The organism is Sphingomonas sp. Root710 (assembly GCF_001429065.1).
In the GTDB taxonomy this organism is placed as follows: domain Bacteria; phylum Pseudomonadota; class Alphaproteobacteria; order Sphingomonadales; family Sphingomonadaceae; genus Rhizorhabdus.
This window is the reverse complement of sequence record NZ_LMIB01000016.1, coordinates 238,220-263,473: the sequence shown is the minus strand read 5'-3', so window position 1 is coordinate 263,473 and position 25,254 is coordinate 238,220. Positions and strand designations below refer to the sequence as shown.

The 25,254-nt window shown below is 66.9% G+C and carries 28 protein-coding genes and 1 pseudogene; 14 read left to right on the top strand and 15 right to left on the bottom strand.

Annotated features, from left to right (window positions below; genetic code table 11):
* Positions 1 to 23: 23 nt before the first annotated feature.
* Genes ASE00_RS18545 through ASE00_RS18520 form a run of 6 tightly spaced genes read left to right on the top strand, consistent with a single transcriptional unit; the run spans position 24 to position 5,772 of the window.
* Complete coding sequence (locus tag ASE00_RS18545) at positions 24 to 266, top strand: DUF6489 family protein (protein WP_056383095.1); 243 nt, start codon at positions 24 to 26, stop codon at positions 264 to 266.
* Complete coding sequence (gene mnmE, locus ASE00_RS18540) at positions 244 to 1,545, top strand: tRNA uridine-5-carboxymethylaminomethyl(34) synthesis GTPase MnmE (protein ID WP_056383092.1); 1,302 nt, start codon at positions 244 to 246, stop codon at positions 1,543 to 1,545. The genes ASE00_RS18545 and mnmE overlap by 23 nt, the downstream gene beginning before the upstream one ends.
* Positions 1,546 to 1,602: 57 nt before the next feature.
* Positions 1,603 to 3,465: a tRNA uridine-5-carboxymethylaminomethyl(34) synthesis enzyme MnmG gene (gene mnmG, locus ASE00_RS18535; RefSeq protein ID WP_056383090.1), complete on the top strand. Its 1,863-nt coding sequence runs from the start codon at positions 1,603 to 1,605 to the stop codon at positions 3,463 to 3,465.
* Positions 3,462 to 4,100 carry a 16S rRNA (guanine(527)-N(7))-methyltransferase RsmG gene (rsmG, locus tag ASE00_RS18530; protein WP_056383088.1) on the top strand — a complete coding sequence of 213 codons (639 nt, stop codon included), beginning with the start codon at positions 3,462 to 3,464 and terminating at the stop codon, positions 4,098 to 4,100. The genes mnmG and rsmG overlap by 4 nt, the downstream gene beginning before the upstream one ends.
* Positions 4,097 to 4,876: a ParA family protein gene (locus tag ASE00_RS18525; RefSeq protein WP_056383086.1), complete on the top strand. Its 780-nt coding sequence runs from the start codon at positions 4,097 to 4,099 to the stop codon at positions 4,874 to 4,876. The genes rsmG and ASE00_RS18525 overlap by 4 nt, the downstream gene beginning before the upstream one ends.
* Positions 4,873 to 5,772, top strand: a complete 900-nt coding sequence (locus ASE00_RS18520) for a ParB/RepB/Spo0J family partition protein (RefSeq protein ID WP_056383084.1) — start codon at positions 4,873 to 4,875, stop codon at positions 5,770 to 5,772. Before ASE00_RS18525 ends, ASE00_RS18520 begins: the two co-directional genes overlap by 4 nt.
* 81 nt (positions 5,773 to 5,853) lie before the next feature.
* Here ASE00_RS18520 and holA read toward each other — a convergent pair whose 3' ends face one another.
* The 4 genes from holA to ASE00_RS18500 all read right to left on the bottom strand — a co-directional run bounded on the left by holA (position 5,854) and on the right by ASE00_RS18500 (position 10,414).
* The gene (holA, locus tag ASE00_RS18515; RefSeq protein WP_056383081.1) at positions 5,854 to 6,876 is read right to left on the bottom strand and encodes a DNA polymerase III subunit delta; all 1,023 of its coding nucleotides are present in this window, start codon (positions 6,874 to 6,876) and stop codon (positions 5,854 to 5,856) included.
* 9 nt (positions 6,877 to 6,885) lie between these two features.
* Complete coding sequence (gene lptE, locus ASE00_RS18510; RefSeq protein ID WP_056383078.1) at positions 6,886 to 7,392, bottom strand: LPS assembly lipoprotein LptE; 507 nt, start codon at positions 7,390 to 7,392, stop codon at positions 6,886 to 6,888.
* Positions 7,389 to 9,896, bottom strand: a complete 2,508-nt coding sequence (gene leuS, locus ASE00_RS18505) for a leucine--tRNA ligase (RefSeq protein ID WP_056383076.1) — start codon at positions 9,894 to 9,896, stop codon at positions 7,389 to 7,391. Before leuS ends, lptE begins: the two co-directional genes overlap by 4 nt.
* A gap of 77 nt (positions 9,897 to 9,973) precedes the next feature.
* Positions 9,974 to 10,414, bottom strand: a complete 441-nt coding sequence (locus ASE00_RS18500) for a DUF3576 domain-containing protein (protein WP_056383074.1) — start codon at positions 10,412 to 10,414, stop codon at positions 9,974 to 9,976.
* 226 nt (positions 10,415 to 10,640) lie between these two features.
* Here ASE00_RS18500 and ASE00_RS18495 point away from each other — a divergent pair, with 226 nt between their 5' ends.
* Positions 10,641 to 11,360: a porin gene (locus tag ASE00_RS18495; protein ID WP_235538737.1), complete on the top strand. Its 720-nt coding sequence runs from the start codon at positions 10,641 to 10,643 to the stop codon at positions 11,358 to 11,360.
* A 153-nt stretch (positions 11,361 to 11,513) separates the two neighbouring features.
* Here ASE00_RS18495 and ASE00_RS18490 read toward each other — a convergent pair whose 3' ends face one another.
* The gene (locus ASE00_RS18490) at positions 11,514 to 12,050 is read right to left on the bottom strand and encodes a thiamine phosphate synthase (protein WP_056383378.1); all 537 of its coding nucleotides are present in this window, start codon (positions 12,048 to 12,050) and stop codon (positions 11,514 to 11,516) included.
* 22 nt (positions 12,051 to 12,072) lie between these two features.
* Here ASE00_RS18490 and ASE00_RS18485 point away from each other — a divergent pair, with 22 nt between their 5' ends.
* Together ASE00_RS18485 and ASE00_RS18480 are read left to right on the top strand one after the other, a co-directional pair.
* Positions 12,073 to 12,744 (top strand): YggS family pyridoxal phosphate-dependent enzyme, encoded by a 672-nt coding sequence (locus ASE00_RS18485; RefSeq protein WP_056383071.1) that lies wholly within the window; start codon positions 12,073 to 12,075, stop codon positions 12,742 to 12,744.
* Positions 12,741 to 13,142 carry a hypothetical protein gene (locus ASE00_RS18480; RefSeq protein WP_056383070.1) on the top strand — a complete coding sequence of 134 codons (402 nt, stop codon included), beginning with the start codon at positions 12,741 to 12,743 and terminating at the stop codon, positions 13,140 to 13,142. Before ASE00_RS18485 ends, ASE00_RS18480 begins: the two co-directional genes overlap by 4 nt.
* A gap of 152 nt (positions 13,143 to 13,294) precedes the next feature.
* Here ASE00_RS18480 and ASE00_RS18475 read toward each other — a convergent pair whose 3' ends face one another.
* Positions 13,295 to 14,209 carry a zinc transporter ZntB gene (locus ASE00_RS18475; protein ID WP_056383068.1) on the bottom strand — a complete coding sequence of 305 codons (915 nt, stop codon included), beginning with the start codon at positions 14,207 to 14,209 and terminating at the stop codon, positions 13,295 to 13,297.
* Positions 14,210 to 14,211: 2 nt separating this feature from the next.
* Positions 14,212 to 14,976, bottom strand: coding sequence for a bifunctional precorrin-2 dehydrogenase/sirohydrochlorin ferrochelatase (locus ASE00_RS18470; RefSeq protein ID WP_056383066.1), 765 nt, complete (start codon positions 14,974 to 14,976; stop codon positions 14,212 to 14,214).
* A 78-nt stretch (positions 14,977 to 15,054) separates the two neighbouring features.
* Between ASE00_RS18470 and ASE00_RS18465 the strand changes: the two genes are divergently transcribed.
* Complete coding sequence (locus ASE00_RS18465) at positions 15,055 to 16,044, top strand: aldo/keto reductase (RefSeq protein ID WP_082594840.1); 990 nt, start codon at positions 15,055 to 15,057, stop codon at positions 16,042 to 16,044.
* 15 nt (positions 16,045 to 16,059) lie between these two features.
* Here ASE00_RS18465 and galU read toward each other — a convergent pair whose 3' ends face one another.
* The 4 genes from galU to argH all read right to left on the bottom strand — a co-directional run bounded on the left by galU (position 16,060) and on the right by argH (position 20,144).
* The gene (gene galU / locus ASE00_RS18460; protein WP_056383062.1) at positions 16,060 to 16,929 is read right to left on the bottom strand and encodes a UTP--glucose-1-phosphate uridylyltransferase GalU; all 870 of its coding nucleotides are present in this window, start codon (positions 16,927 to 16,929) and stop codon (positions 16,060 to 16,062) included.
* A gap of 50 nt (positions 16,930 to 16,979) precedes the next feature.
* Positions 16,980 to 18,251 carry a diaminopimelate decarboxylase gene (gene lysA / locus ASE00_RS18455; protein ID WP_056383060.1) on the bottom strand — a complete coding sequence of 424 codons (1,272 nt, stop codon included), beginning with the start codon at positions 18,249 to 18,251 and terminating at the stop codon, positions 16,980 to 16,982.
* 271 nt (positions 18,252 to 18,522) lie between these two features.
* Positions 18,523 to 18,768 (bottom strand): hypothetical protein, encoded by a 246-nt coding sequence (locus tag ASE00_RS18450; RefSeq protein ID WP_056383059.1) that lies wholly within the window; start codon positions 18,766 to 18,768, stop codon positions 18,523 to 18,525.
* Positions 18,768 to 20,144 carry an argininosuccinate lyase gene (gene argH / locus ASE00_RS18445; RefSeq protein ID WP_056383377.1) on the bottom strand — a complete coding sequence of 459 codons (1,377 nt, stop codon included), beginning with the start codon at positions 20,142 to 20,144 and terminating at the stop codon, positions 18,768 to 18,770. The genes ASE00_RS18450 and argH overlap by 1 nt, the downstream gene beginning before the upstream one ends.
* A gap of 16 nt (positions 20,145 to 20,160) precedes the next feature.
* On the opposite strand from argH, the gene ASE00_RS18440 reads away from it, so the two are divergent.
* Positions 20,161 to 20,703 (top strand): TlpA family protein disulfide reductase, encoded by a 543-nt coding sequence (locus tag ASE00_RS18440; protein WP_235538736.1) that lies wholly within the window; start codon positions 20,161 to 20,163, stop codon positions 20,701 to 20,703.
* On the opposite strand, the gene ASE00_RS18435 is transcribed toward ASE00_RS18440, so the two are convergent.
* On the bottom strand, positions 20,700 to 21,200 hold the full coding sequence (locus tag ASE00_RS18435; RefSeq protein ID WP_056383057.1) for a CinA family protein: 501 nt from the start codon (positions 21,198 to 21,200) through the stop codon (positions 20,700 to 20,702). The two genes, ASE00_RS18440 and ASE00_RS18435, sit on opposite strands and share 4 nt — an antisense overlap.
* A 135-nt stretch (positions 21,201 to 21,335) precedes the next feature.
* Here ASE00_RS18435 and ASE00_RS18430 point away from each other — a divergent pair, with 135 nt between their 5' ends.
* The 3 genes and pseudogenes from ASE00_RS18430 to ASE00_RS24510 all read left to right on the top strand — a co-directional run bounded on the left by ASE00_RS18430 (position 21,336) and on the right by ASE00_RS24510 (position 22,928).
* Positions 21,336 to 22,124, top strand: coding sequence for a DODA-type extradiol aromatic ring-opening family dioxygenase (locus tag ASE00_RS18430; protein WP_056383055.1), 789 nt, complete (start codon positions 21,336 to 21,338; stop codon positions 22,122 to 22,124).
* Between the two features lie 87 nt (positions 22,125 to 22,211).
* A pseudogene (locus tag ASE00_RS24515) lies at positions 22,212 to 22,559 on the top strand (DUF1428 domain-containing protein); the annotation flags it as partial.
* A 33-nt stretch (positions 22,560 to 22,592) separates the two neighbouring features.
* Positions 22,593 to 22,928, top strand: a complete 336-nt coding sequence (locus tag ASE00_RS24510) for a DUF1428 domain-containing protein (protein ID WP_235538755.1) — start codon at positions 22,593 to 22,595, stop codon at positions 22,926 to 22,928.
* 2 nt (positions 22,929 to 22,930) lie between these two features.
* On the opposite strand, the gene ASE00_RS18420 is transcribed toward ASE00_RS24510, so the two are convergent.
* The 3 genes from ASE00_RS18420 to ASE00_RS18410 all read right to left on the bottom strand — a co-directional run bounded on the left by ASE00_RS18420 (position 22,931) and on the right by ASE00_RS18410 (position 25,125).
* Entirely contained in the window at positions 22,931 to 23,542 is a 612-nt protein-coding gene (locus tag ASE00_RS18420; protein WP_056383053.1) for a DedA family protein, read from the bottom strand.
* Positions 23,543 to 23,632: 90 nt separating this feature from the next.
* Positions 23,633 to 24,457, bottom strand: a complete 825-nt coding sequence (gene dapD / locus ASE00_RS18415) for a 2,3,4,5-tetrahydropyridine-2,6-dicarboxylate N-succinyltransferase (protein WP_056383051.1) — start codon at positions 24,455 to 24,457, stop codon at positions 23,633 to 23,635.
* Positions 24,454 to 25,125, bottom strand: coding sequence for a pyrimidine 5'-nucleotidase (locus ASE00_RS18410; RefSeq protein ID WP_056383049.1), 672 nt, complete (start codon positions 25,123 to 25,125; stop codon positions 24,454 to 24,456). Before ASE00_RS18410 ends, dapD begins: the two co-directional genes overlap by 4 nt.
* Between the last annotated feature and the right edge of the window lie 129 nt (positions 25,126 to 25,254).

Sequence of the window (25,254 nt, the reverse complement as noted above, 5' to 3'; positions counted from 1 at the left end):
TTTCAATCTCTCCGGAGGCGGGCATGAAGGTCACGGTCGATGTCGATTGCACGCCCGAGGAGGCGCGCCGCTTCATGGGGCTGCCCGACATGACCGCAGTCCATGAGGCCTATACCGACAAGCTGAAGAAGATGATCGATGAAGGCATCACTCCCGACAATGTCGAGACGATGATGCGTAACTGGAATCCGATGGGTGAGGCCGGGATGAACCTGTGGCGCACCATGTTCGATCAGATGAGCCGTGCCTCCGGCGGCGGCAAGTAAACCCGCGACGATCTTTGCCCTGTCGAGCGGCGCACCGCCCGCCGGGGTGGCGGTCGTCCGGATCAGCGGGCCCGACGCCGGACCTGCGCTCGACCGGCTGACAGCGGGGAAGCGGCCCGCGCCGCGCCGGGCCAGCCTGCGAACTCTCGCCGATCCCGACAGCGGCTTGGCCCTCGATCGTGCGCTGCTGCTCTGGCTACCGGGCCCGGGCAGCGCCACCGGAGAGGACATGGCCGAGCTTCATCTCCATGGCGGCCGGGCGGTGACAAGCGCGGTCCTCGGCGCGCTTGCGCGGCTCCCTGGCCTGCGCGCGGCGCAAGCCGGAGAGTTCACCCGCCGCGCCTTCGAGAACGGCCGGATCGATCTCAACGAGGCCGAGGGGCTGGCCGACCTGCTCGCCGCCGAGACCGAAGCGCAGCGCCGCAATGCAATGCTGCTCGCCGATGGTGCCCTCAGCCGCGCGATCGAGGGTTGGCAGATGACGCTGCTGTCGCTGTCGGCGCGGCTCGAAGCCCAGCTCGATTTCGCCGACGAAGAGGATGTCGCGCCCCTTGATCCGGGATTCGCCGCCGAACTCGTAGCGCTGTCTGCCGACATCGCTCGCTGGCGCGGACGGCCCTCGGCCGAGCGCCTCCGCGACGGCATCCGGGTCGTCCTGGCTGGGCCGCCCAATGCGGGCAAGTCGACCCTACTCAATGCGCTGACCGGGCGCGAGGCGGCGATCGTGACCCCGATCGCCGGGACGACCCGCGACCTGATCGAGGCGCCGGTCGCGCTCGGCGGGGTTCCTTTCCTGCTCATCGACACCGCCGGTCTCCACGATGGCGGCGATGATGAGGTCGAGCGGATTGGCATCGATCGCGCTGCCCAGGCGATAGCGGCGGCGGACATGATATTGTGGCTTGGTGAACCTGATGACGCGCCGCCAGGCGCGCTGAAGATCGGGGCACAGTGTGATCGGGTCGATCACCCGCCGAGCGCGCACGACCTGCTGTTATCCGCGGCCAGTGGCGAAGGGATGGATGCGCTGATTGCGCTGTTACTGCGCCGCGCCGCTGACCTGCTACCCGGCGAAGACGAAGCCGCTCTGTCGCTGCGCCAGCGCGAGGCGATCGATGCAGCGGCCGAGGCTCTGACGCTGGCCAAGACCGAGCGAGATCCTGTGCTGGTCGCCGAAGCCTTGAGACTGGCGCGCGCGGCGGTCGATCGTCTGACGGGCAGGGCCGGCACCGAGGACATGCTAGACGGCTTATTCGGACGGTTCTGCATCGGCAAATGACGATGTTCCACGTGGAACATTTTTGACTCAAATCGCCTGGTGGGATAGCGCCCACGCATGGCGGATAGCTTTGATGTGATCGTGGTCGGCGGCGGCCATGCCGGTTGTGAGGCGGCGGCAGCGGCGGCGCGTATGGGCGCGCGGGTGGCGCTCGTCAGCATGCGCCGCGACATGATCGGTGCAATGTCGTGCAACCCCGCGATCGGCGGACTCGGCAAGGGACATTTGGTTCGGGAGGTCGATGCCTGCGACGGACTGATCGCTCGGGCGGCCGATCGGGCCGCGATCCACTATCGTATGCTCAACAGCAGCAAGGGCGCAGCGGTTCAGGGTCCGCGCGTCCAGGCCGACCGCAAATTGTACAAAGCCGCGATCCACGACCTTCTCGCCGAGTTGCCGATGCTCGAGATCATCGAAGGCTCGGCCGAGCGGTTGCTCATCGGTAATGTTCCACGTGGAACACAGGGGCTCGTCCTCGCCGACGGCCGCCAATTGGCCGCGCGGGCGGTGGTGCTGGCGACCGGGACCTTCCTCAACGCCAAGCTCCATTTCGGTATGGACTGCCGCGATGGTGGTCGCGTAGGGGAGGCGGCGGCGGTCGGCTTGGCCGACCAGCTTCGCGCCCTCGATCTGCCGATCGCACGGCTCAAGACAGGCACTCCACCGCGCCTCGATGGGCGGACGATCGATTGGGCGCCGCTCGACCGTCAGCCGTCGGATGATAGCGATTGGACCTTCTCGGCAATGTCCGAGGGACGGACCGTGCCGCAGCTCGCATGCGCGATTACCCGCACCAATCAGGCGACCCATGACGTCATCCGCGCCGGGCTCGATCGTTCGCCGCTTTTCTCGGGGATGATCCAAGGGGTCGGGCCGCGCTATTGCCCATCGATCGAGGACAAGGTCCATCGGTTCGGCGATCGTGATGGCCATCAGATATTCCTCGAACCCGAAGGCCTGGACGATCATCTGATCTACCCCAATGGCGTATCGACCTCGCTTCCCGAAGACGTCCAGCTCGCGATGTTGCGAACAGTGCCGGGACTCGAACGGGTCGAGATCGTCCAGCCTGGCTATGCGGTCGAATATGACTATATCGATCCGCGGGCACTGACCGCCGGGCTCGCGCTGCGCGCGCTGCCAGGGTTGTTCTGCGCGGGGCAGATCAACGGGACCACCGGTTATGAGGAAGCGGCGGCACAGGGGCTGGTTGCCGGGATGAACGCAGCGGCCCATGCCGCCGGCCGCGACGAGATCCATTTCGACCGGGCGACGAGCTATATCGGGGTGATGGTCGACGATCTTACTTTGCAGGGTGTCTCCGAACCTTATCGCATGCTCACCGCACGCGCCGAATATCGCCTCCGCCTCCGCGCCGACAATGCGGATACGCGGCTGACGGGCTGGGCCGATGCGCTGGGCGCGATCTCTCCCGCGCGGCGCGCGGTACATGTCGCGTGGGAAGCGGCGCGGACCCGGATCGGGGCCGCGCTTGACGGGCGATCGATCACGGCCGCCGAGATGGCGGGGACGGGCGCGGCCGTGGCGGCCGATCACGCCAAGCGTTCGCTGTCGGATTGGCTGCGCTACGGCGAAGTCGGGGCCGAGCATGTGGTGAGTCTGCTTCCCGAACTTGCCGAATCACCGCGCGAAGTCCTTGATGAGATCATTCAGGATTGCCGCTACGCGCCCTATCTCATCCGCCAGGATCTGGAGATTGCCCGGCTCCGCGCCGACGAGGCGATCAGCCTGGCGGGGATCGCCGACTATCGTTCGATCGGCGGGCTGTCGAACGAAATGGTCGAGCGCCTCAACGGTGCCCGGCCTGCCGATCTCGCCGCCGCCGGCCGCATCCGGGGCATCACTCCGGCCGCGCTCGCCGCGATCATGGTCCACGCCCGCCGCAGCGTCGCAGCATGACCGAGGATGAAGCGCGCGCCTGGCTCGAGCCGCATGTTCCACGTGGAACATTGGATCGGCTTGAACATCTCGTCGATCTGATCATCGACGAGATGAGCCGCCAGAACCTTATCGCGGCGTCGACCGCCGATCATATCTGGGCACGGCACATCGTCGACTCGGCACAGCTTGTGCCGCTCGCCCCCCAAGATGCAACGCGCTGGATCGACCTTGGATCGGGGGCGGGCTTTCCTGGTATCGTCGTCGCGCTGATGATGCCGGGGCTCCACATGACCCTGGTCGAATCGCGGCGGAAGCGGATCGATTTCCTCCAGTATATCGCCGATTCGCTGGACATCGCCGACCGGGTGACGGTAGCAGGCAAGCGGCTCGAGATGCTCGACGCCAGCGCGCAGGACGTGATCAGCGCGCGCGCCTTCGCTCCGCTAGACCGGCTGCTGCCACTGGCGCATCGTTTTTCGCATGGCGGGACCCATTGGCTGCTCCCGAAGGGGCGAAGTGCAGCATCCGAACTGGAAGCCGCCACGGGTTCATGGCAGGGTGACTTCCGGATCGTGCAGAGCCTGACCGATCCCGAAGCGGCGATCATCGCCGCGTCGCAGGTGCAGCCCAGGGCCAAGAGGGACCGCCGATGATCCGCATCGCCATCGCCAACCAGAAGGGTGGGGTGGGCAAGACGACCACCGCGATCAACCTCGCCACCGCACTGGCGGCGACGGGCTGGCGCGTGCTGCTTGTCGACTTCGATCCGCAGGGCAATGCTTCGACCGGCCTCGGCATCGACCAGTCGCAGCGCGCCAAGTCGAGCTACGAATTGCTCCGCGACGATTGCACGCTGACCGAGGCGGTGATTCCGACAAAGGTGCCGCGGCTCGACATAGTGCCCGCGACGGTCGACCTGTCGGGGTCGGAAATCGAGCTGATCGAGGTCGAGCGCCGCACCCATCGCCTGCACAATGCACTGGCGCAGGACGAGCAGCGCTGGGACGTCTGCCTGATCGATTGCCCGCCATCGCTTGGCCTGCTCACAGTTAACGCGCTGGTCGCGGCGAACATGATGCTGGTGCCGCTGCAGTGCGAGTTCTTCGCGCTCGAAGGGCTGAGCCAGCTGCTCACCACGATCGAGCGGGTGCGCGCGCGCTTCAACCCGGGGCTGTCGATCCTGGGAGTGGCGCTGACAATGTACGACCGGCGCAACCGGCTGTCGGAACAGGTAGCGGAGGATGTCCGCGCGGTATTGGGGGATGTGGTGTTCGAAACGGTGATTCCGCGCAATGTGCGCCTGTCCGAAGCGCCGAGCCATGGCGTGCCGGCGTTGATCTACGACCATCGCTGCCCCGGCTCCGAAGCCTATATCGCGCTCGCCCGCGAATGCATTACCCGCCTCACCAAGACGGCGCAGGCAGCATGAGCGCTGATACGCCCCGCCGCGGGTTGGGACGCGGCCTGTCGGCACTGATGGGTGAGACTGCGGTCGAGCAACCGATCGATCCCGCCGCGCCGCGCACCGCAGGCGTCCGGCTGATCTCGGTCGGGCATATCGAGCCCAACCCCAAACAGCCGCGCCGCCATTTCGACGATGCCGCGCTCGACGAGCTGGCCGCGTCGATCGCCGCGCGCGGGCTGATCCAGCCGATCGTCGTGCGCCCGAGTCCGCACAGCAGCGCATATCAGATCGTCGCCGGCGAACGCCGCTGGCGCGCTGCTCAACGCGCGCAGATTCACGAGGTGCCGGTCATCGTCCGCGAGCTGTCGGACGCTGACACGCTCGAGCTCGCAATCGTTGAGAACATCCAGAGACAGGATCTTAATGCGATCGAAGAAGCTGAGGCTTATCAACGGCTTATCGGGGATTTCGGCCACACCCAGGAGGCCATCGGCAAGCTGGTAGCGAAATCGCGCAGCCATATTGCCAATCTCCTCCGGCTGCTCGACCTGCCGAAACCGGTGCGCGACATGGTCGCCGACGGGCGGCTGTCGATGGGCCACGCCCGCGCGCTGATCACCGCGCCCGATCCGGTTGGGCTCGCCGTGAAGGTGGTCGATGGCGACCTGTCGGTGCGTGAAACCGAGCGCCTTGCGCGCGAGGGCAGGGCGCCGGACAAGGCCGCGAAGCCGGCGGCAGCTACAGTGCAATCGGGCGGCGGCAACGCCGATGTCGAGGCGCTCGAACGCCAGCTCGGCGACATCCTCGGTCTCAAGGTCGTGATCGAGCATGGCGATAGGGGGGGACGGATCAGCGTCAGCTACTCGACCCTCGACCAGCTCGACCTGGTCTGCCAGCGGCTGAGCGGCGAGCCGATCTGAGACGGCGTCTCAGGAAGCTGCGAGCCCGTCTGAACTTCTTCATTTGCGTCACCCAGCGCAGGCTGAGTGGCGCATTGACGGTTAGCGGCGGGTGGCTGCGGCAGCCCGCGCGATGGTGAGAAGTTCCTCGCCGATCAACACCATACCGGCGGTTCCTGAACGTTTGTATGCGCGTTCGAGCGCGGCGAGGCGGGTGGTAGCGGTGGCAATGCGGTCGGGGGTCCAGCGCTGAAGAAGCCCGGCTACGACTTTCTGATCCTTCCAGAAAATACCCCGGCCCGCGCCCGCCATCACCGCGTCGACGCTCTGCCCGCCCGCGACCTCGGCGCGCAGCGGCGCGATCTGCGCCAGACGGCGAAGCAGCGCACGGACGACGCCGATCGCCTCGGTGGCCCCGATCAGCGACAGTTCGGCGGCGGCGCGCTCGGGGCGGCCGCCCATGACCGCGTCGACGATCGCGCTGAGGTCGCTCTCGTCATTCGCCGCGCCGATCTGGCCAAGCGCATCGGCGTCGGCGGGCTTGGGATTTTCGGGCGAGGCGTCGAGGAACAAGGCGAGCTTCTCGATCTCGCGGAGCATCAGCCCGCGATCGGCATTGGTCGCCGCGACCAGCGCCTGCGCCGCGCGCGGTTCGAGCCGCAGGCCATGGTCGCGCGCGATATCGGCAGCGACGCGATCGGCAGCCTGACCCTCGGGCAGATAGGAGGCAAAGGCGAGCGCGGCGGGTGAGGCCAGCGCGAGCTTCACCAGTTTGGCGTCCTTGCGGAGATTACCCGCGACGATCACCACCGGATTGCCCGCCGAAGCCGCCTCCATCAGCGCCTCGACGGCTTCGATGATCTCGTCCCCGGCCGGATCGACGCGGATGTGCCGCGCGCCGCCGAACAGCGAGATCGAGGCGGCCTCGTCGGCGAGCAGGGCGGGGTCGCCCTTGAGCTGGCTCGATAACAGGTCGATACGCTCCGCATCGGCTCCGAGAGCCTTGTCCATCCGCGCGGCGAGCGCGCGCGAGCCCGATTCATCGGGGCCATAAAGTAGATATAGGCGCGTCCCCGGATCTGGCTTGTCGAGCGCGCGCGCAATCTGGCCCGCATCCGCCTTCATATCAGGGTGTCACTGCCCCGCACTGCGGCCCGCATAGGTGGCGAGGCGCGCGACGATCTGGTCGGCGAGGGTCTCGGTCAGCCGTTCGAGCGCGGTCTGTTCGGCGGCGGCGGTGGCATATTCGGACCCCGCGACATCGATCCCGGCGTCGGCCGCGGCACTCTGGTCGAGCAGCACGCTGCCGGTCGCAGCGTCGAGCAGGCGATAGCGGGCGCGCAGGATGCGGCGCTCGCGGGTGATGCTGTTGTCCTGCCGGACGCCGAAGCCGATGATGTTGTCGTCGAGTTCGACCTCGAGCCGGTAGCGGGCATTGCCCTCGCTCTGGCGGTGGAGCCGGTCGTTGAGCGCGTTGCGCACCAGCCAGCCGCGCTGCCCGCCGATCGGCGCGACCTCGACCGAGCTGAGCGCATTGGCGACGGGGCCGTCGCCGCCGCTGCTGTACAGCGGGCGCAGGCCGCAGCCCGGGAGCAGGGCGATCAGCGCGACCGGCGCGAGCAAGGTCAGCAGGCGCTTCATGCGACGATGTTCACCAGCCGGTCGGGCACGACGATCACCTTCTTCGGGGCGGCGCCTTCGAGCAGCTTCGCGACCTTCTCGGACTGCAGCGCCATCGCTTCGAGCGCATCTTTGGCCATGCCTTTGGGCGCGGTCAACGTGTCACGCAGCTTGCCGTTGACCTGGATCGCGATCGTCACCTCGTCATCGACCAGCAGCGCCGGATCATGATCGGGCCAAGCGGCATTGGCGACGAGGCCGGATTCGCCCAGGCGCGCCCAGGCTTCCTCGGCGAGATGCGGCACCATCGGCGCGACGAGGCGAACCAGCGTGCGCGCGGCGGCGCTGCGGCTGGCCGACGGCGCGGCCTTCTCGATCGCGTTGGCGAGCTCATGGATCTTGGCGACGGCGCGGTTGAAACCGAGCGCTTCGATATCGGCGGCGACGCCGGCGATCGCCTTGTGGAGCTTGCGGTCGAGATCCTTGTCGACGCCTTCGCCCGCCTCCAAGGCATCGGTGATGCGCCAAAGCCGGTTGACGAAGCGCCAGCAGCCCTCGATGCCGCTCTCGGTCCATTCGAGATCACGCTCGGGGGGGCTATCCGACAGCATGAACCAGCGCACCGCGTCCGCGCCATATTGATCGACGATCGGGCCGGGATCGACGGTATTCTTCTTGGACTTCGACATCTTCTCGATGCGGCCCAGAGTCACGGGTTCGCCGGTGGCGATGACCTTGCCGCCGGACACTTCGTCGGGGCTCAGCCACTGGCCATCGGGCGACTTGTAGGTTTCGTGGGTCACCATGCCCTGGGTGAACAGGCCGGTGAAGGGCTCCTTGATCCCGATCTTGCCGATCCGTTCGAGCGCGCGCGTCCAGAAGCGGGCGTAGAGCAGATGGAGGATCGCATGCTCGACCCCGCCGATATATTGCCCCACCGGCATCCAGCTTTCGGCGACCGCGCGATCGAACGGCTTGTCGTCGGGCTGGCTGGCGAAGCGGATGAAATACCAGGAGGAATCGACGAAGGTGTCGAGCGTGTCGGTCTCGCGCCGCGACGGCTTACCGCAGTTCGGGCAATCGACATGCTTCCAGGTCGGATGGCGGTCGAGCGGGTTGCCGGGGATGTCGAAGCTGACATCCTCGGGCAGGACGACGGGAAGCTGGTCCTTGGGCACGCCGACCGGGCCGCATTCCTCGCAATGGATGATCGGGATCGGGGTGCCCCAATAGCGCTGGCGCGAAACGCCCCAGTCGCGCAGCCGCCACACGGTGGTGCCGGTGCCCCAGCCATTCTCCTCGGCGATGCCGATCACCGCGGCCTTGGCCTCCTCAACCGCCATGCCATCGAGGAAGGCGGAGTTTACCAGCTTGCCGGGGCCGACATAGGCCTCGTCCTGGATCGGCGTGGCCGCGTCCTCGGGCGAGGGGGCGACGACGCGCTTGACCGGCAGCGCATATTTGCGGGCGAAATCGAGGTCGCGCTGGTCGTGCGCCGGGCAGCCGAACACCGCGCCGGTGCCATAGTCCATCAGTACGAAATTGGCGACGAACAGCGGCAGCTTCCAGCTCGGGTCGAGCGGGTGGACCACCGACAGGCCGGTATCATAGCCCTTCTTCTCGGCGGTCTCGATCTCGGCCGCGGCGGTACCGGTGCGCTTGCAGTCGGCGATGAAGTCCTGCAGCGCGACATTGCCGGCGGCCAGCGCCTGCGCGATCGGATGATCGGCGGCTATCGCGGCGAAGCTCGCCCCGAACAGCGTGTCGGGGCGGGTGGTGAACACCTCGAAGCTGTCGATATCGCCCGCCGGCGCGTCCATCTGGAAGGTGAAGCGCAGGCCCTGCGACTTGCCGATCCAGTTCTCCTGCATCGTGCGGACCTTTTCGGGCCACTGGTCGAGCGTCTTGAGCCCGTCGAGCAGATCGTCGGCGAAATCGGTGATCTTGAGGAACCACTGGCTGAGCTTGCGCCGCTCGACCAGCGCGCCCGAGCGCCAGCCGCGCCCGTCGATCACCTGCTCATTGGCGAGCACGGTCATGTCGACCGGATCCCAATTGACCGCCGATTCCTTGCGGTAGACGAGGCCCGCCGCATAGAGATCGAGGAACAGGGCCTGTTCCTGGCCATAATAATCGGGTTCGCAGGTGGCGAGCTCGCGGCTCCAGTCGAGGGCGAAGCCGATGCGCTTCAGCTGCTCGCGCATCGCCGCGATATTGGCGCGGGTCCAGTCGCCGGGATGAACCTTCTTTTCCATCGCGGCATTTTCGGCGGGCATGCCGAAGGCGTCCCAACCCATCGGGTGGAGCACTTCATGCCCCTGCATCCGCCGGAAACGGGCGAGCACGTCGCCCATCGTATAGTTGCGGACATGGCCCATATGGATGCGCCCCGACGGATAGGGGAACATCTCCAGCACATAGCTTTTGGGCTTGGGGCTGTCGTCGCGCGCATGGAAGGTGCCCTGGCTTTCCCAGATGCCCTGCCAGTGCGCGTCGGCCTTCACATGGTTGAAACGCGCGTTCACGGTGATGGTGGAACTCCCAAGCGATTTCGAGGCAGATGGACCCCATCTGCCGACTCGGAAATCGCGGTAAACAAGTGCTACCCGGCGATGGTGGCGCGGCGTAGGTCGCGCGCCTTGGTCAGGATGATGTCCTCGAGCTTCTGGGTGGTCGCGGCCTGGACCACACTGTCGACCCAGTTGCCGTTCGCGAGCACCTGGCGCTGCGCCGCGACGCGGACGGCGTCGGCGCGCAGATCGGCGTCGAGGATGGTGACGGTGAGCTTCATCCGCTCGGCCGGCTGGTTGGGATTCACATACCAGTCGGTGACGATGACGCCGCCGTTCGAATCGCTCTGGAGCAGCGGCATGAAGCTCAGCGTCTCGAGCGAGGCCTTCCATAGATAGGCGTTGACGCCGATCGTCGTGGTCTTGGCTGCCGCGACGTCGGAGGCGAGCTGCGCCCGGTTCTTGCCGCCGCCACAGCCCGCCAGCGCGGCGACGAGGGCGATGGCAGTCGCGGTGCGAAGGGTGCTGATCATTTTCGGGCGGTCCTTGGAGCTCAATTTCGGCTTTGTGCGCCGTTTATAGACGTACCGCCCGCCCCCGCAAGCACGTCATGAAGCGATTCGCACGATGCTGCGTTATCGCACCTGGTGAGTCCTGTGGGTTTTGGGCAACAACCGCGGTTTTTCGCCGAAAGGCCTATGGCAACGACTCACCGGCGGTGCTACGGGCAACTACATAGAATAGAATGAGTTACGCAGGATGATGGTTAAGGGGGTTCAGATCAGGCTGATCGGTGCTGCGCTTGCAGCATCGCTTCTGCTCGTCTCGCCTACCCTGGCCGCGAAGCCCGCACCTGCGGCGAAGGTCAAGATCGACCGCAAGAAAGCTAAGGGGATCGGCTTCTTCGCGCCCGTCGCCGCCGATCCGCGCCAGGCCGCGCTGTTCGATCGCGTCGGCGGCAGCTTTGCCGAACCCAGCTTCCGCTTCACGCCCTCCGGCGGCGTCAGCAAGCGCGCCGTCACCGTGGCGATCCGCGCGCGCGCCAACCGTGGCGGAAATGCCCCGGCGGCGATGGTCGCGGTCAACCCCTCGACCATCTATGCGGGCCTCGCGCCATCGGCCTATAGCCTGGGCGCGTCGCTCGGCTGGAAGCATTTCGCGCTGTCGGGTGATTTCTCGAAGATCGATGGCGGCGTGGTGCCGGATAACCGCGAACTCGCCGATATCGGCGTGAGCTATTCGGGCTCGAAGTGGAGCACCCGCCTGCTGTTCGGTGCCGAGCGCGCGACCGGCCAGAGCAATATCGGCGGTCCCGACGAGGCGCTGTCGGTCGACCTCGGCGGCTCCTATTCGCTCACCCGGAACCTCGAACTGTCGGGCGGCCTGCGCTACAAGTCGCAGCGCGAGCGCCTCGACATGCAGAGCGATCAGCGCCGGGATAGCCAGGCGATCTACATCGGAACCGCCTTCCGCTTCTAAGACTGGCCGGGGATTTGGCCCAGACTGGGCTGCAAATGGCGCTTTCTTCCGCTTCCGGTGCTCACGTACTGAAGTACGCTGCGCTCCGGTTCTCAGAAATCACCATTTTCGCCACAGCCTGAGCCAAATCCCCGGCCAGTCTTTCGTGCTTGGCTAGGCGTTCCACGCATCGATAGCGGCCCAGCCATAAGCACCGATCAACATCGCCTGATAACCGCGCGTTCGATCCATCCCACCCAGCGCGATCACGGGGAGGCGGGTGGCGCGTGCGAGCGCGGCGAAGCGCATCCGGCCGAGCGCGGGAGCGCCGGGATGCGAGCGGGTCGGGTGGAGCGGCGACAGGAAGATCGCCGCCGCGCCCGAGCGTTCGGCGGCGCGAAGCTCGCGCAGGTCGTGCGCCGGTGCGGTGCCGTAGCGCGGCGCATGCGGACGGCGATGATGCGCGCCATCGGCGTCCCAGCGGCGCGCCTTGCGGTCCTTGCCCGCGAGCAGGACGACGAGTCCGCGGGCATGAGCGATCCGGCGGACCCGGTCGAACAACCGCCGCCGTTCGGCCTTGTCCGTCGCCTTGTGGCGGAAGACGATTCCCGATCCGGGGGGGAGGTTGCGGATCGCGGCCCATAGCCGCTCGCCCTGCCGCTCGTCGGTCATCATCCACAGGTGCGGAAGCTCGGGGTGGCGGGGCGGCATCGCTGCACCTATAGCGAAGCCCATGTCCGATATCGACACCGCAGCCGCCGCCCGCCTGGCCGACATCAATGCCCGTATCGCCCATGCGGCGGGGCTAGCCGGGCGAAAGGCGGGCGAGGTCGAACTGATCGCGATCTCCAAGACCCATGACGCCGCCGCCATCGCGCCACTGATCGCGGCGGGGCAGGCGAGCTTCGGCGAGAACCGGGTTCAGGAGGCCGAGGGCAAGTGGCCGGCGCTGCTCGCCGAAAAGCCCGTGAAGCTCCATCTCGTTGGTCAGTTGCAGTCGAACAAGGCGCGCGAAGCGGTAGCGCTGTTCGATGCAATCCATTCGGTCGACAGGCCATCGCTGATCGACGCGCTGGCGAAGGCGATCGATGCGGCGGGCAAGCGGCCCGATTGCTTCATCCAGGTCAATATCGGCGAGGAGGATCAGAAGGGCGGCTGCGCGATCGCCGACCTGCCCGCGATATTGAAGCGGGCGCAGGATGCCGGTCTGCCGGTTGCCGGGCTGATGGCGGTTCCGCCCCTCGATGTGGAAGCCGCGCCTTATTTCGCGCTGCTCGCCAAGCTGGCGAAGCGGCACGGGCTGGCCGGGCTCAGCATGGGCATGTCGACCGATTTCGAGACCGCGGTGATGCTGGGCGCGACGCATGTCCGGGTAGGGACGGCGCTGTTTGGATCGCGAGGATGACCGAGGAGCAGAAAGCCGTTGCGCTCGCCTGTTTACGCGGGGCCGAGGACGACAGCATCGCCTTTCCCGATGGGGTCGGACGCCTGCTGGCAGCAGGCTTCGAGCGTTATGCGATCGATTATGCGCGCGCGACCGCCTTCTATTATCTGCCGTCGGGCGAGAGTGTCGAACTATCCGCGAACCGCATCGACGCGGTGATCGGCGAGCGTCTGGACGTCATCGCCTTGCGGGCCGCTATCACCGAGGCTCAGGCCAACGGCCCCGACTATAGCTATGCCAGGTTCAGCATGAAGGCGATGACAGCGGGATGTGCGGGGTATCTGGTATCCTTTTCGGGCCGCCGGGCTCTCTACTGGGGCCGGACCGGGGAAACGCATGTCGAGCATTTTCCCGACTGAACCACCCTGGGGCAGATCGACATTAAGCCCGTTCCGACCTGCAAGTTGCAATTTCCCCTGTTTCCGGTGCTCGCCTACATTTGAGTACGCTGGGCGCCGGGTCGCAGAAAACCATCATTTTCGGCTCGGCCTGAACCGAATGTCGATCTGCTCTAATTCCGGAACCAGTTGGTCACGACGAAATAGCCCGCCACCAGCAGTCCGACGAGGACGCTGAAGCCGGTCACCGCCCAGAAGGATAGCGGGTGGTGCTGATAGGGGATGCCGTCGACATTCATTCCGAAAAGCCCGGTGACGAAAGTCAGCGGCAGGAAGATCAGCGCGACCACCGCGACGATCAGCGAACGGCCGTCGATCTTTTCGGCGCGCAGGTCGGTGATCTGTTCGTGGAGCAGCGCGGACCGCTCGCGGACCGCCTCGAGCTCCTCGGCCATGCGCGCGAAGCGGTCGGCGGCTTCGCGGAGATGGATGCGGTCCTCGTCCTCGATCCAGTCATATTGAAGCTGGGCCATTGCCTCGAGTGCCTGGCGCTGCGGGACGACGAAGCGGCGATAGCTGATAGCCGTCGAGCGCGCCTTGGCGATCTCACGGCGCAGCGCATAATTGTCGCCCGAGAGCGCGAGTTCGCAATCGTCGACCTGGTCGCCGAGATCGGCGACGACGGGATCGAGATGCTGGGCGATCTGCATCGACAGCGCCGCGATCAGGTCGCCGGGGTCGAGGAACTCGCCTTTCTCCATCCGCTGGCGCAGTGCGCCGAGCCCTGCCATGCGGCGGTAGGACACCGAAACCAGCCGGCCGCGCTCGGCCCAGATGCGGATCGACACCAGCGCGTCGCCATCCTCATTCTGGTCCTTGCGGGGCCCGCGCAGGTTGATGATCACCCCGTCGCCGAGCGGCTGGCAGCGTGGCCGCGTCTCCGCAGTCGTCAGGTTGAAGCGCGCGGTTTCGGGCAGGCCGTGTGCGTCACCGTCGAGCCAGTGCATCGCCTCGACGTCGCGGCCATCGATGTGAATCCAGCGGAAGGGCGATTCGGGTTTGTCACCGATGGTCCAGCTCGGTGTCATGATCACTCCAGATCGATCGAGAGGCCGGGGCCCGGCACCGCAGGCGGAGCCGTGCAGGCGATGCGCTCGGCATCGGCGCGCGCGCGGACCAGAATGCCGGCGGGCACGCCGGGGCGATGGAAGACGCGGTCCGCCTGGCCGAGCAGCCGCGCCTCGGCGAGGGTGAGGTCGTCGGGGTCGGGCGAGCGCAGGCGGATCGGGACGAGCCGGTCGGGCGCGTCCGCTTCTGCCGCGTCCAGCCACGCCGGAAGTGCGGCCGCGCTACCCTCGCGCAGCGGATCGAGCGGTCCGCCCTCGGCCAGCCCCGCGTCGATCGCGCGGCGGCGGCCATCGGCATCGGCGAAGCGGGCGCGCAGCGTATCGCGTGCGGCGAACAAGCCATTGGCGAGCGCCCCCAGCCCGCCCGGCAGCAGCACCTCCAGCCGCTGACGGAGCGCCTTGGCCAGTCCCGCCGAACGCCCGCCGGTGCCGATCGCGATCAGCACCGGGTCGCGGTCGACGATCGCGGGCAGGGTGAAGTCGCACAGGGCGGGGCGATCGGCGACGTTGATCAGCAGGCCGCGCGCGCGCAGCCGCGCCGCCGCCGCTTCGGCCTCGGCCTCATCCTCGACGGCGATGAAGCCGATTCGCGCGCCCGGATCATCCTCGCCGACGGCGGCGGCGCCCGCGCGCTCGATCAGGCGGCGCTTCGCCGCCGCTGCCGGACCATCGCCGATCAGGACGACCGTGTGGCCGCTCAGGTCGAGGAAGATCGGCAGGCTGTGCATCGGCCGACCTTGTCGGCCCTGACCGGGCTTTTGCCAAGCGCCTTCGCATGGCACAGGAGCAGATAGAAGGAGAAAGCCGTGGTTTCCAAGCGCAAGGTCGGTCCGTTTTCGGTCAATCCCATTGGTCTGGGCTGTATGAGTCTGAGCCATGCCTATGGTCCCCCGGTCGATGCTGCGGAGGGCCTGCGGCTGCTCAACCGCGCGCTCGATATCGGCTATGACTTCCTCGATACCGCCGCGCTCTACGGATCGGGGCGCAACGAATCGCTTCTGGCCGGGATCAAGGGACGCCGGTCCGAATATGTCCTGGCATCGAAATGCGGCTTTGCGGCGGCGGGGGGCGGGCGCGTGATCGACGGATCGCCGGCCGCCATAGCCGAGGTGCTCGACCTCAGCCTGCAAAGGCTCGAGACCGATCATATCGATCTCTATTATCTCCACCGGCCCGATCCGCGCGTACCGATCGAGGAGTCGGTCGGCGCGCTCGCCCGCGCGGTGGAGGCGGGCAAGATCGGCACGATCGGCTTGTCGGAAATCTCGGCCGACCAATTGCGCAGGGCTCACGCCGTCCATCCGATCACCGCGTTGCAGACCGAATATTCACTGTGGACCCGCAACCCCGAGATCGCCGTGCTCGACGCCTGCCGCGAACTGGGCATAGCCTTCGTCGCCTTCTCGCCGGTCGCGCGCGGCTTCCTGGCGGGGGCGATCGGCCCGGGCCATCAATATGCCGAGGGCGATATCCGTACCGGCATGCCGCGCTTCATCGAACCCGACGTGACGGCGAACCTCGCGTTGCTCGACGGTTATCATGCCCTGGCGGCTGAGATCGGCTGCACCCCGGCCCAGCTCGCGCTCGCCTGGCTGCTCCACCGCGACCCCGATCTGGTGACGATCCCGGGCACCGCGAACATCGCCCATCTCGAAGAGAATATTGCGGCCGGGGAGATAAGGCTGACCGCCGAGCAGGCCGCCGCCGCCGATGCGCTGATCAACCGGCGCACCGTGTCGGGCAGCCGTTACAACGCCGCGGCCCAGTCAAGCGTGACCACCGAGGAGTTCGTTTAGAACACGGGCCCCGGCCTATTTCAGGGTCTTGATGAATGCCCGAATTGAACCGGCGATTTCGGGCCGTTCGAGCGCGAGTGCGATATTGGCCTGGATGAAGCCGGCATTGTCGCCGCAGTCATGCCGCTCGCCGTCGAAGGTCTGCGCGTGGAAAGGCTGGACGCCGACCAGCTTGGCCATCGCGTCGGTCAGCTGGATTTCGCCGCCCGCGCCGCGCTCGCCCTTGTCGAGCAGGTCGAAGATCTCGGGCTGGAGGATATAGCGGCCGACGATGGCGAGCCGTGACGGCGCACTGCCGGCGGCGGGCTTCTCGACCATGCGCCGGATCTCGGTCACCGCTCCCTCCGATGCGCCGGGATCGACGATGCCATATTTGTGGGTCTGGTCCTCGGGCACTTCGAGCACCGCGACAACATTGCCGCCCTTGGCATCATAGGTCTCCGCCATCTGCTTGAGGCAGGGCGACGCCGGATTCCACAGCAGTTCGTCGGGCAGCAGCACCGCGAAGGGCTCGTCGCCGACCAGATCGCGCGCGCAGGCGACGGCATGGCCGAGGCCCAGCATCTGCTGCTGGCGGACGAAGGCGGCCTTGCCGGGGGCAAGCCGGGTCTTGTCGAGGATGTCGAGGAAACTCGTCTTGTTCTTGGCGGACAGATCGCTCTCGATCTCGAACGCGCTATCGAAATAATCCTCGATTGCATATTTGTTGCGGCCGGTGACGAAGATCATCTGCTCGATCCCGGCGGCGCGCGCCTCGTCGACGGCATATTGGATCAGCGGCCGGTCGACGACGGGCAGCATCTCCTTGGGGACGGCCTTGGTGGCGGGAAGGAACCGGGTGCCGAAACCGGCGACGGGAAAGATGGCCTTGCGGACAGGCTTCATGCAGAAAACATCCTTCTAGCGATTTTGCCGCCCCCGATGGGTATTCCGGTCTATATCCACGGCGGCAGCTTGTCCGCCGCGATCAGCGCCTCGATCGGCTGCCTTTCCCGCACGACCGCCCACTGGTCCCCGCTCACCAGCACTTCGGGCGTCAGCGCGCGCGAATTATAGGTGTTTGCCATCGTCGCCCCATAGGCGCCCGCCGTCATGAAGGTGACGAGATCGCCGGGGCCGACAGCATCCATGACCCTCTTCTTGGCGAATGTATCGCCGCTTTCACAGATGGGGCCGACGATATTGGCCGTCATTACGGCACCGTCCGGCGAAACGCTACGGATGTCGTGCCAGGCGTCGTACAGGCTGGGGCGCATCAGATCGTTCATCGCCGCATCGACGATGACGAAGGGATCGGTCACGCCCTGCTTGACCCGGATCACCCGGCTGAGCAGCACCCCGGCATTGCCGACGATCACCCGGCCCGGCTCGAACAGCAGCCGCACGTTCCAGCCCTGCGTCACCTCGCGCACCATCGCGCCATAATCGGCGGGAAGCGGCGGGATGGGCTTGGCGGGATCATAGGGCACGCCGAGGCCGCCGCCGAGATCGGCGGTGACGATGTCGTGCCCGGCGGCGCGCAGATCGGCGATCAGCGCGCCGATCTTCCCGAACGCCGCGCGCGACGGGCCGAGGTCGGTCAGCTGGCTGCCGATGTGGACCGCGACGCCCCGGACATCGAGGCCGGGCAGGTCGGCAGCGCGCGCATAGGCCGCGAGCGCGCGATCATAGGCGACGCCGAATTTGTCCTCCGACCCGCCGGTCGAGATCTTGGCATGGGTGCCGGCGACGACATTGGGGTTGATCCGGAAGGCGACCGGCGCGCGCAGCCCCATCGCCACTGCGACCTCCGACAGCATCTCGGCTTCGGGCTCGGATTCGATGTTGAACTGGAAGATGCCTTCGGACAGCGCGAGACGCATTTCCTCGGCGGTCTTGCCGACACCCGAGAATACGATCCGGTCGGCGGGGATGCCCGCTGCGCGCGCGCGCAGCAACTCGCCGCCCGAGACGACATCGGCGCCGAGCCCGGCCTTGGCCAGCGTCGCCAGCACGCCGCGATTGGGGTTGGCCTTCACCGCGAAGGCGATCAGCGGGCCTTCAGGTCCCGATTCGACATCGGCCAGCGCGACCTTGAATACCGCGACATGCCGCTCGATCGTGGCGGTCGAATAGACATAGACCGGGGTGCCCACCGCCTCGGCGATCGCGGGCAGGGCCACATCCTCGGCGTGGAGGACGCCGTCCTTGAGCTCGAAATGATCCATGTCTTCCCCGAAATCGCGGGCTCGGCCCCCACCGGCGCCCTGGCGGTCGTTTCCCCCAACCGTTCCGGGGATTGCCCATGGACTATCGGGCCGAAACACTCAACCCGGCGGCATATATCGGCCGTCATCCCGGGCTTGATCCGGGATCCCGCTTTTCTTGGCTGCGGCGGAGGGAAGAAGCGGGACCCCGGATCAAGTCCGGGGTGACGAAGTCTGGGTTGATGGACGACGCACCCAGTGTCCGCATGACGACGAAGCGAGGGAAGGTGCCTCAGCCCGGCGGCGGCAGGTTGAAACGGTCGTCCGGGCGTTCTTCGGACCGGCGCAGCACGTCGTCGCTGCGATTGGGGCGGGTTTCGATCGGCGGAGTCAGTAGCGTGTCGACATTAGGCTGGGCCGCAGCGGTCGCGGGCTTGGGCGGGAGGCTATGCCCCTCCGCCGGGCGCAGCGCGTCGCGCTTGCCGCAGGCGGCGAGCGCGAGCAGCGCGCAGGCGGCGAGGAGCGTGCGGGTCTTCATCACTCTTCCAATCCCAAGGCCGCCCGCGCCTCGGCGATGCGGGCGCGGACCTGATCAGGTGCGGTGCCGCCGAAGCTGGCGCGGCTGGCGACCGAGGCGTCGACCGACAACGCGGCATAGACCCGCTCGTCGATCCGTTCGTCGATCGCCTTGAGCGCGTCGATCGGCAGCTTGTCGAGCGCCAGCCCCTCGCGCTCGGCCAGCTTCACCGCGGTGCCGGTGATGTGGTGCGCCTCGCGGAACGGGATGTCGGCGACGCGGACCAGCCAGTCGGCAAGGTCGGTCGCGGTCGAGAAGCCCGCTTCGGCGGCCTGGCGCAGCCGGGGCGCGACGAAATCGCAGCTCTCGACCATCCCGGTCATCGCTGCGATCGACAAAGCGAGCAGGTCATGCGCTTCGAACACCGGCGGCTTGTCGTCCTGCATGTCCTTCGAATAGGCGAGCGGCAGGCCCTTCATCGTCATCACCAGCGCGGTCATGCAGCCGGCGATCCGCCCGGCATGGCCGCGCACCAGCTCGGCGGCGTCGGGGTTGCGTTTTTGCGGCATGATCGACGAGCCGGTCGAATAGCTGTCGGGCAGTTTGACGAAATTGTATGGCTGGCTCGCCCATATAATAAACTCTTCGGCGAGGCGCGACAGGTGCAGGCTGAGCTGGGTCGCGGCCATCAGATAATCGAGCGCGAAATCGCGATCGGACACCGAATCGAGCGAATTGCGGGTCGGCCCGTCGAAGCCGAGCGCCTGCGCGGTCATGTCCCGGTCGATGGGGAAGCCGGTGCCCGCGAGCGCCGCCGATCCGAGCGGCGACAGGTTGAGCCGCGCGCGTGCGTCGGCGAAGCGGCTGCGGTCGCGCGAGACCATCTCATAATAGGCCATCAGATGATGGCCGAGGGTGACCGGCTGGGCGACCTGAAGATGGGTGAAGCCCGGCATAACGCTGGCGGCATGTTCGCCCGCGCGGGTGACGAGCGCAGCCTGGAAGGCGGCGAGCCCGGCGTCGACCGCGTCGATCGCGTCGCGCACCCACAGCTTGAAGTCGGTCGCGACCTGATCGTTGCGCGAGCGCGCGGTGTGCAGCCGTCCTGCGGGCGCGCCGATCAGCTCGGCGAGCCGGCCCTCGGTCGCCATGTGAATATCCTCGAGCGCGAGGTCGATCGGCACGCCCTGCGTGCGATATTCCCCGGCGATCGTGTCGAGCCCCTCTCTGATCGCGGCGGCGTCGGCCTCGGTGACGATCTTCTGCGTGGCCAGCATCGCGACATGCGCTTTCGATCCGGCGATGTCCTGTTGCCAGAGCCGCTTGTCGAAGGGTAACGAGGCGTTGATTTCACGCATCACCGCGGCGGGCCCTTCAGCGAAGCGCCCTCCCCACATCTTGTTGGAGTTATCCGTGCGGCCGTTGATCGCCTGTCTCCTCATGCTGGCGCTGGCCGCCTGCGATAGTAAACCCAAGGATGCGCCGCAAGGCGGCGTGCCCGCCGAATCGGTCGGCCGGGTCGATATTTCGCAACGCGGCAAGCAAATGCCCGCGATTCCGTTCACCGCGCCGGGGGGCGGCCCGGCGACCTTGACCCAGTTTCGGGGCAAGCCGCTGATGGTCAACCTGTGGGCGACCTGGTGCGCGCCGTGCGTCGCCGAGATGCCGACCTTGGAGAAGATGGCGCAGGAGGATGAACGCTTCCGCCTGATCACCGTCAGCCAGGACCTTGAAGGCGCCAAGGTGATCGCGCCCTTCTTCAAGGAGAAGGGCTTCAAGGCGCTGACCCAATATGCCGACCAGCAGAATGTGCTGATGGCCGAGCTGGGCACCGAGACGCTGCCGACGACGGTCTTCTACGACGCGCAGGGCAAGGAGCTGTGGCGCGTCTATGGCATGATGGACTGGAACGGCGCGCCGGCGAAGAAGCTGATCAGCGACGCTATAGGGGGTTAACCCCCGGCTTTTCCGTCCAGCACGTCGCGCAGGAAGGTGAGCGCGGCGAGGGCGAAGGCCTGCATATTGGCGATCCGGTCCTCGCTGCCGGTCTCGACCATCGTCGCGACGTCAACGCCGGGCCCGGCGATCGCGATCCAGCTTCGTCCGGTCGGCGCGCCGCGCGGATGCAGGCCGGGGCCCGCCGAGCCGCTTTCGGCGATCCCCCACTCCGCACCGAACCGGTCGCGGATCGCGCGTGCCTGGAGCGCAGCATAGGATTCGGTCACCGATTCGGCGCCCCTGAGCTCTTCCCGGCTCAGCCCGAGCAGGATGTCGCGACCCTGCAACGAATAGACGACGCCGCCGCCGACGCAGAAGCCGGTCGCGCCCGGAACGGTCAGCAGCCCGGCCGAGATCAGCCCGCCGGTCGCGCCGTCCGCGACCGCGATCTTCTGTCCGCGCGCCTTGAGCGCCGCGCCGATGTCCGCCGCGATGGGGGCGAGCTGGTCGAGCATGATGGGGGTCTCTCCTATGTTGGCGTCGGTCCTTATCGGAGGCCGGGCGGCGGGGAAAGGCTATGCTGCGCCGCCGAACAGTGTGTTTCGATTTGCGCGATTGAAAGCGCAGCGGCACGGGCCGATCTAGCGATCATGACCAGACAACCCAGCTTCTACATTCCGCATGGCGGCGGTCCCTGCTTCTTCATGGAGGACCCGGCGGGGACGTGGACCGGCATGGAGCGATTCCTGCGCGGGCTGCCCAGCCTCTTGCCCGAAGCGCCCAAGGCGATCCTGATCGTCTCGGGCCATTGGGAGACCGAGGGTTTTGCCTTCACCGCCGCGTCCAAACCCCCGCTGGTCTTCGACTATTACGGCTTTCCGCCGCACACCTATGAACTGACCTATCCGGCCCCCGGCGATCCCGCGCTGGCCGATCGCGCCGCCGCGCTGTTGCGCGATGCCGGGATCGAAGCGGGGCTCGATGCCGAGCGTGGGCTTGATCATGGCGTTTTCGTGCCGCTCAAGGTCGCCTTCCCGGATGCCGATGTCCCGGTGGTCGAAATGTCGCTCGACCGCCAGCTCGATCCCGGCCTCGCCTGGCGGGTCGGGCGCGCGCTGCGGCCGCTGCGCGACGAGGGCGTGCTGATCCTCGGCGCGGGGATGAGCTTCCACAATATGCGCGCCTATCGTACCTCCGGCGCGGCCGAACCGTCGGTCGCGTTCGACGACTGGCTGCGCGATGTGATCGGGGGCGACCCAAGCAGGCGAGCGGCTGAGCTCGCAGGCTGGGTGAACGCCCCTGCCGCCCGCTTCGCTCACCCTCGCGAGGAGCATCTGCTGCCCTTGATGGTGGCGGCGGGCGCATCGGACGGCGCCGGAAGCGCGGTCTATGGCGAGATGGTGATGGGATCGATGATCTCGGCCTTCCGCTTCGACTGAGCTTGCCAGCCCCGACGGTCCGTCGCGCCGCCATGTGACTCTTCCCGCTTGGCCGGTTAGGCTGGGCGAAACAGCAGGAGAGACTCGATGGCCTGTGTCCAGGGGTTCGTTATCCCGGTGAAGCACGGCAACAAGCAGGCGTACCGCGATCTGGCCGCCAAGGCCGCCCCGGTATTCCTTGGCGGTGGCGCGATCCGGATCGTCGAATGCTGGGAAGACGACATCCCCGATGGCAAGCTCACCGACTTCCGCCGCGCGGTGCAGGCGAAGGAGGGCGAGGCGATCGTCTTCTCGTGGATATTGTGGCCCGACAAGGCGACCTGCGAGGGCGCGCACGACAAGATGATGAACGACGAACGGATGGTGCCGGACGGGCCGCTGCCGTTCGAGGGCGACCGGATGATCTATGCCGGCTTCGACACCGTTTATGATAGCGGGGATGGCGGCACCTTCGGCTATGTCGACGGGATGGTGGCGAGCGTGACCGCCGACAAGCGTGAGGCCTTTGTCGAACATGCCCGCTACATGGCGGCGCTGTTCCGCGAAAAGGGTGCGTCGCGGCTGGTCGACGGTTGGAACGATGCCATTCCCGATGGGAAGCTGACCGACTTCAAGCGCGCGGTGCAGGCGAAAGAAGGCGAGACGGTGGTATTCGGCTGGATCGAGTGGCCCGACAAGGCGACGCGCGACGCGGCGTGGGGGGCATTGATGCAGGATGCGCGGATGATGGAAAACCCGCCGGTGTGGAACGGTCCGCTGGCGATCTTCGGGGCGTTCGCGCCGATCTTCGACACAGCGGGATAGGTCTATCCTTCCGCGATCTCCGGCGCGTGGAATGGCGGATTCAGGCGCTCGGCTTTCCGCTTCTGCCGCCGACGCCAAAGCAGCCAGAGCAGGAAGCAGGTCCCCGGAATCGGGAAGGCGATCATCAACTCGGTATTGTAGGGGGTCAGCGCGACGATGATCCGGTCGACGGTCGGCCCGAACCAATAGCCGATCGCGGTGTAGAGCGCCGACCAGAGCAGGCAGGCGACCGCGTTGAGCGTGGCGAAGCGCTTGAGCGAAATGCCGGTCAGCCCCATCGCGATCGGGCTGACGGTGCGCAGCCCGTAGAGGAAGCGGAACAGCAGGATATAGGCGTTGGGATAGCGCTCGATGAACGCCACCGCGCGGGCAAAGGCGGGCTTCTGCCGCGCATGGGCGACGAAGGGCCGGTCGCGGAAGCGGCGGCCGATCTGGAAGAACAGCTCATCGGCGACGAACGCCCCGAAGGCGCAGGCCAGCCAGGCGGCGGCGAGCGGGAAGATGTCGCGATGCGCCATAACCCCGCCCGCGATCGCTGCGGTTTCCCCCTCGAACCCCGCGCCGAGCGCGATCGCCCAAGGGCCGATGTCCATGACGAGCTGTCCGAAATCCATCGTATCGATAGGCCCGTCTGGAGGGAGGGAGGATAGTAGCCCTTCTGCCGCTTCACGTCATCCCGGCGTAGGCCGGGATGACGCCATGCGTCAGTCCCTGAGGAGTTCGTTGATCCCGGTCTTCGAGCGGGTCTGCGCGTCGACGCGCTTGACGATCACCGCGCAGTAGAGGCCGGGGCCGCCATCCTTGCCGGGCAGCGTGCCCGGGACGACGACGGCGTAGCTTGGCACCCGGCCGATGAAGACCTCGCCGGTCGCACGGTCGACGATCTTGGTCGACGCGCCGAGATAGACGCCCATCGAGAGGACCGCGCCCTCCTCGACGATCACGCCCTCGGCGACTTCGGAGCGTGCGCCGATGAAGCAATTGTCCTCGATCACTACCGGGCCGGCCTGCAGCGGCTCGAGCACGCCGCCGATGCCGACGCCGCCCGAGAGATGGACGTTCTTGCCGATCTGCGCGCAGCTGCCGACCGTGGTCCAGGTATCGACCATCGTGCCCTCGTCGACGAAGGCGCCGAGATTGACGAAGCTGGGCATCAGCACCGCGCCCTTGGCGATGTGCGCGCCGCGGCGGACGATCGATCCGGGCACCGCACGAAAGCCCGCCGAACGGAACTCCTTCTCGCCCCAGCCGGCGAATTTCGACGGCACCTTGTCCCACCAGCTCGCGCCGCCGGCCGCGCCGGGAATCAGTTCCATGTCGTTGAGTCGGAAGGAGAGGAGGACCGCTTTCTTGAGCCACTGGTTGACGACCCAGCCGTCGGGACCCTTTTCGGCCACGCGGCGCTCACCCGAATCGAGCGCGAGCAGCGCGGTCTCGACCGCGTCGCGGACCTCGCCCCTGGTCGAAAAGCCGATGCCGTCGCGATCTTCCCAGGCCTTCTCGATGATCGTCTGAAGGTCGGTGCTCATTCCATGTCCCCCGTAATTTCATGCAGCCATTGGCCGACATCGTGGATCTCATAATCGATGAAGCTCATGTCGGCATCGTAATTGCCGAGCTCGGAGCCGTTGTTCACCCAGACGGTGGTGATGCCGATCGCCTTGGCGGGCCTCAGGTTGCGCGCCATGTCCTCGACGAACAGCGAGGTTGCGGGATCGATGCCGAACGCCGCGACCATCGACTCATAGCTCGCGGCGTGCGGCTTGGGCTGATAGGCGCAGGCGTGGATGTCGTGGATCGCCTCGAAGCTCTTCGACAGGCCGAGCCGTTCGAGGACGCGGTTGGCATAGGGCACGTCGCCATTGGTGAAGATCAGCTTGCGGCCGGGCAGTTTCGCCACCGCCTCGACCAGCCGCCGGTCCTCGTCGATCGCGTCCATCTCGATATCGTGGACGAAAGCCAGGAATTCGTGCGGGTCGATGTCGTGGTGGCGCATCAGCCCCGACAGGGTGGTGCCATGCTCGCGGAACAGCTGCTTCTGGATGGTGCGGGCCTCTTCGGGACCCACGCCCAGCAGCCGCTGGACATAAAGTCCCATCCGCTGATCGATCAGCCCGAACAGGTCCGTCGACGCGGGATAGAGCGTGTTGTCCAGATCGAAGATCCAGGCATCGATATGATCGAGTGGGGCAAGCATGGCGGGGCGAATAGGGCTTGGAGGGGATGGGCGCAACGCTAATCCCCCCTCCCTGCCAAGGGAGGGGCAGGGGGTGGGTTACGCCGAATTGAATGGCAAACCGGTCTGCCACCGAGTGCGGACTGACCC

Excerpts from the sequence above, each read along its gene's own strand:
- ASE00_RS18485 (WP_056383071.1), top strand. The coding sequence starts at position 12,073 with ATGTCCGATATCGACACCGCAGCCGCCGCCCGCCTGGCCGACATCAAT.
- ASE00_RS24510 (WP_235538755.1), top strand. The coding sequence starts at position 22,593 with ATGGTGGCGAGCGTGACCGCCGACAAGCGTGAGGCCTTTGTCGAACAT.
- ASE00_RS18520 (WP_056383084.1), top strand. The coding sequence starts at position 4,873 with ATGAGCGCTGATACGCCCCGCCGCGGGTTGGGACGCGGCCTGTCGGCA.
- lptE (WP_056383078.1), bottom strand. The coding sequence starts at position 7,392 with ATGAAGCGCCTGCTGACCTTGCTCGCGCCGGTCGCGCTGATCGCCCTG.
- dapD (WP_056383051.1), bottom strand. The coding sequence starts at position 24,457 with ATGAGCACCGACCTTCAGACGATCATCGAGAAGGCCTGGGAAGATCGC.
- ASE00_RS18450 (WP_056383059.1), bottom strand. The coding sequence starts at position 18,768 with ATGAAGACCCGCACGCTCCTCGCCGCCTGCGCGCTGCTCGCGCTCGCC.
- rsmG (WP_056383088.1), top strand. The coding sequence starts at position 3,462 with ATGACCGAGGATGAAGCGCGCGCCTGGCTCGAGCCGCATGTTCCACGT.
- mnmG (WP_056383090.1), top strand. The coding sequence starts at position 1,603 with ATGGCGGATAGCTTTGATGTGATCGTGGTCGGCGGCGGCCATGCCGGT.
- ASE00_RS18490 (WP_056383378.1), bottom strand. The coding sequence starts at position 12,050 with ATGCCGCCCCGCCACCCCGAGCTTCCGCACCTGTGGATGATGACCGAC.
- lysA (WP_056383060.1), bottom strand. The coding sequence starts at position 18,251 with ATGGATCATTTCGAGCTCAAGGACGGCGTCCTCCACGCCGAGGATGTG.
- ASE00_RS18430 (WP_056383055.1), top strand. The coding sequence starts at position 21,336 with ATGACCAGACAACCCAGCTTCTACATTCCGCATGGCGGCGGTCCCTGC.
- ASE00_RS18495 (WP_235538737.1), top strand. The coding sequence starts at position 10,641 with ATGATGGTTAAGGGGGTTCAGATCAGGCTGATCGGTGCTGCGCTTGCA.
- ASE00_RS18435 (WP_056383057.1), bottom strand. The coding sequence starts at position 21,200 with ATGCTCGACCAGCTCGCCCCCATCGCGGCGGACATCGGCGCGGCGCTC.
- ASE00_RS18480 (WP_056383070.1), top strand. The coding sequence starts at position 12,741 with ATGACCGAGGAGCAGAAAGCCGTTGCGCTCGCCTGTTTACGCGGGGCC.
- ASE00_RS18475 (WP_056383068.1), bottom strand. The coding sequence starts at position 14,209 with ATGACACCGAGCTGGACCATCGGTGACAAACCCGAATCGCCCTTCCGC.
- argH (WP_056383377.1), bottom strand. The coding sequence starts at position 20,144 with ATGTGGGGAGGGCGCTTCGCTGAAGGGCCCGCCGCGGTGATGCGTGAA.
- ASE00_RS18500 (WP_056383074.1), bottom strand. The coding sequence starts at position 10,414 with ATGATCAGCACCCTTCGCACCGCGACTGCCATCGCCCTCGTCGCCGCG.
- ASE00_RS18420 (WP_056383053.1), bottom strand. The coding sequence starts at position 23,542 with ATGGATTTCGGACAGCTCGTCATGGACATCGGCCCTTGGGCGATCGCG.
- galU (WP_056383062.1), bottom strand. The coding sequence starts at position 16,929 with ATGAAGCCTGTCCGCAAGGCCATCTTTCCCGTCGCCGGTTTCGGCACC.
- ASE00_RS18525 (WP_056383086.1), top strand. The coding sequence starts at position 4,097 with ATGATCCGCATCGCCATCGCCAACCAGAAGGGTGGGGTGGGCAAGACG.
- ASE00_RS18470 (WP_056383066.1), bottom strand. The coding sequence starts at position 14,976 with ATGCACAGCCTGCCGATCTTCCTCGACCTGAGCGGCCACACGGTCGTC.
- ASE00_RS18545 (WP_056383095.1), top strand. The coding sequence starts at position 24 with ATGAAGGTCACGGTCGATGTCGATTGCACGCCCGAGGAGGCGCGCCGC.
- holA (WP_056383081.1), bottom strand. The coding sequence starts at position 6,876 with ATGAAGGCGGATGCGGGCCAGATTGCGCGCGCGCTCGACAAGCCAGAT.
- ASE00_RS18410 (WP_056383049.1), bottom strand. The coding sequence starts at position 25,125 with ATGCTTGCCCCACTCGATCATATCGATGCCTGGATCTTCGATCTGGAC.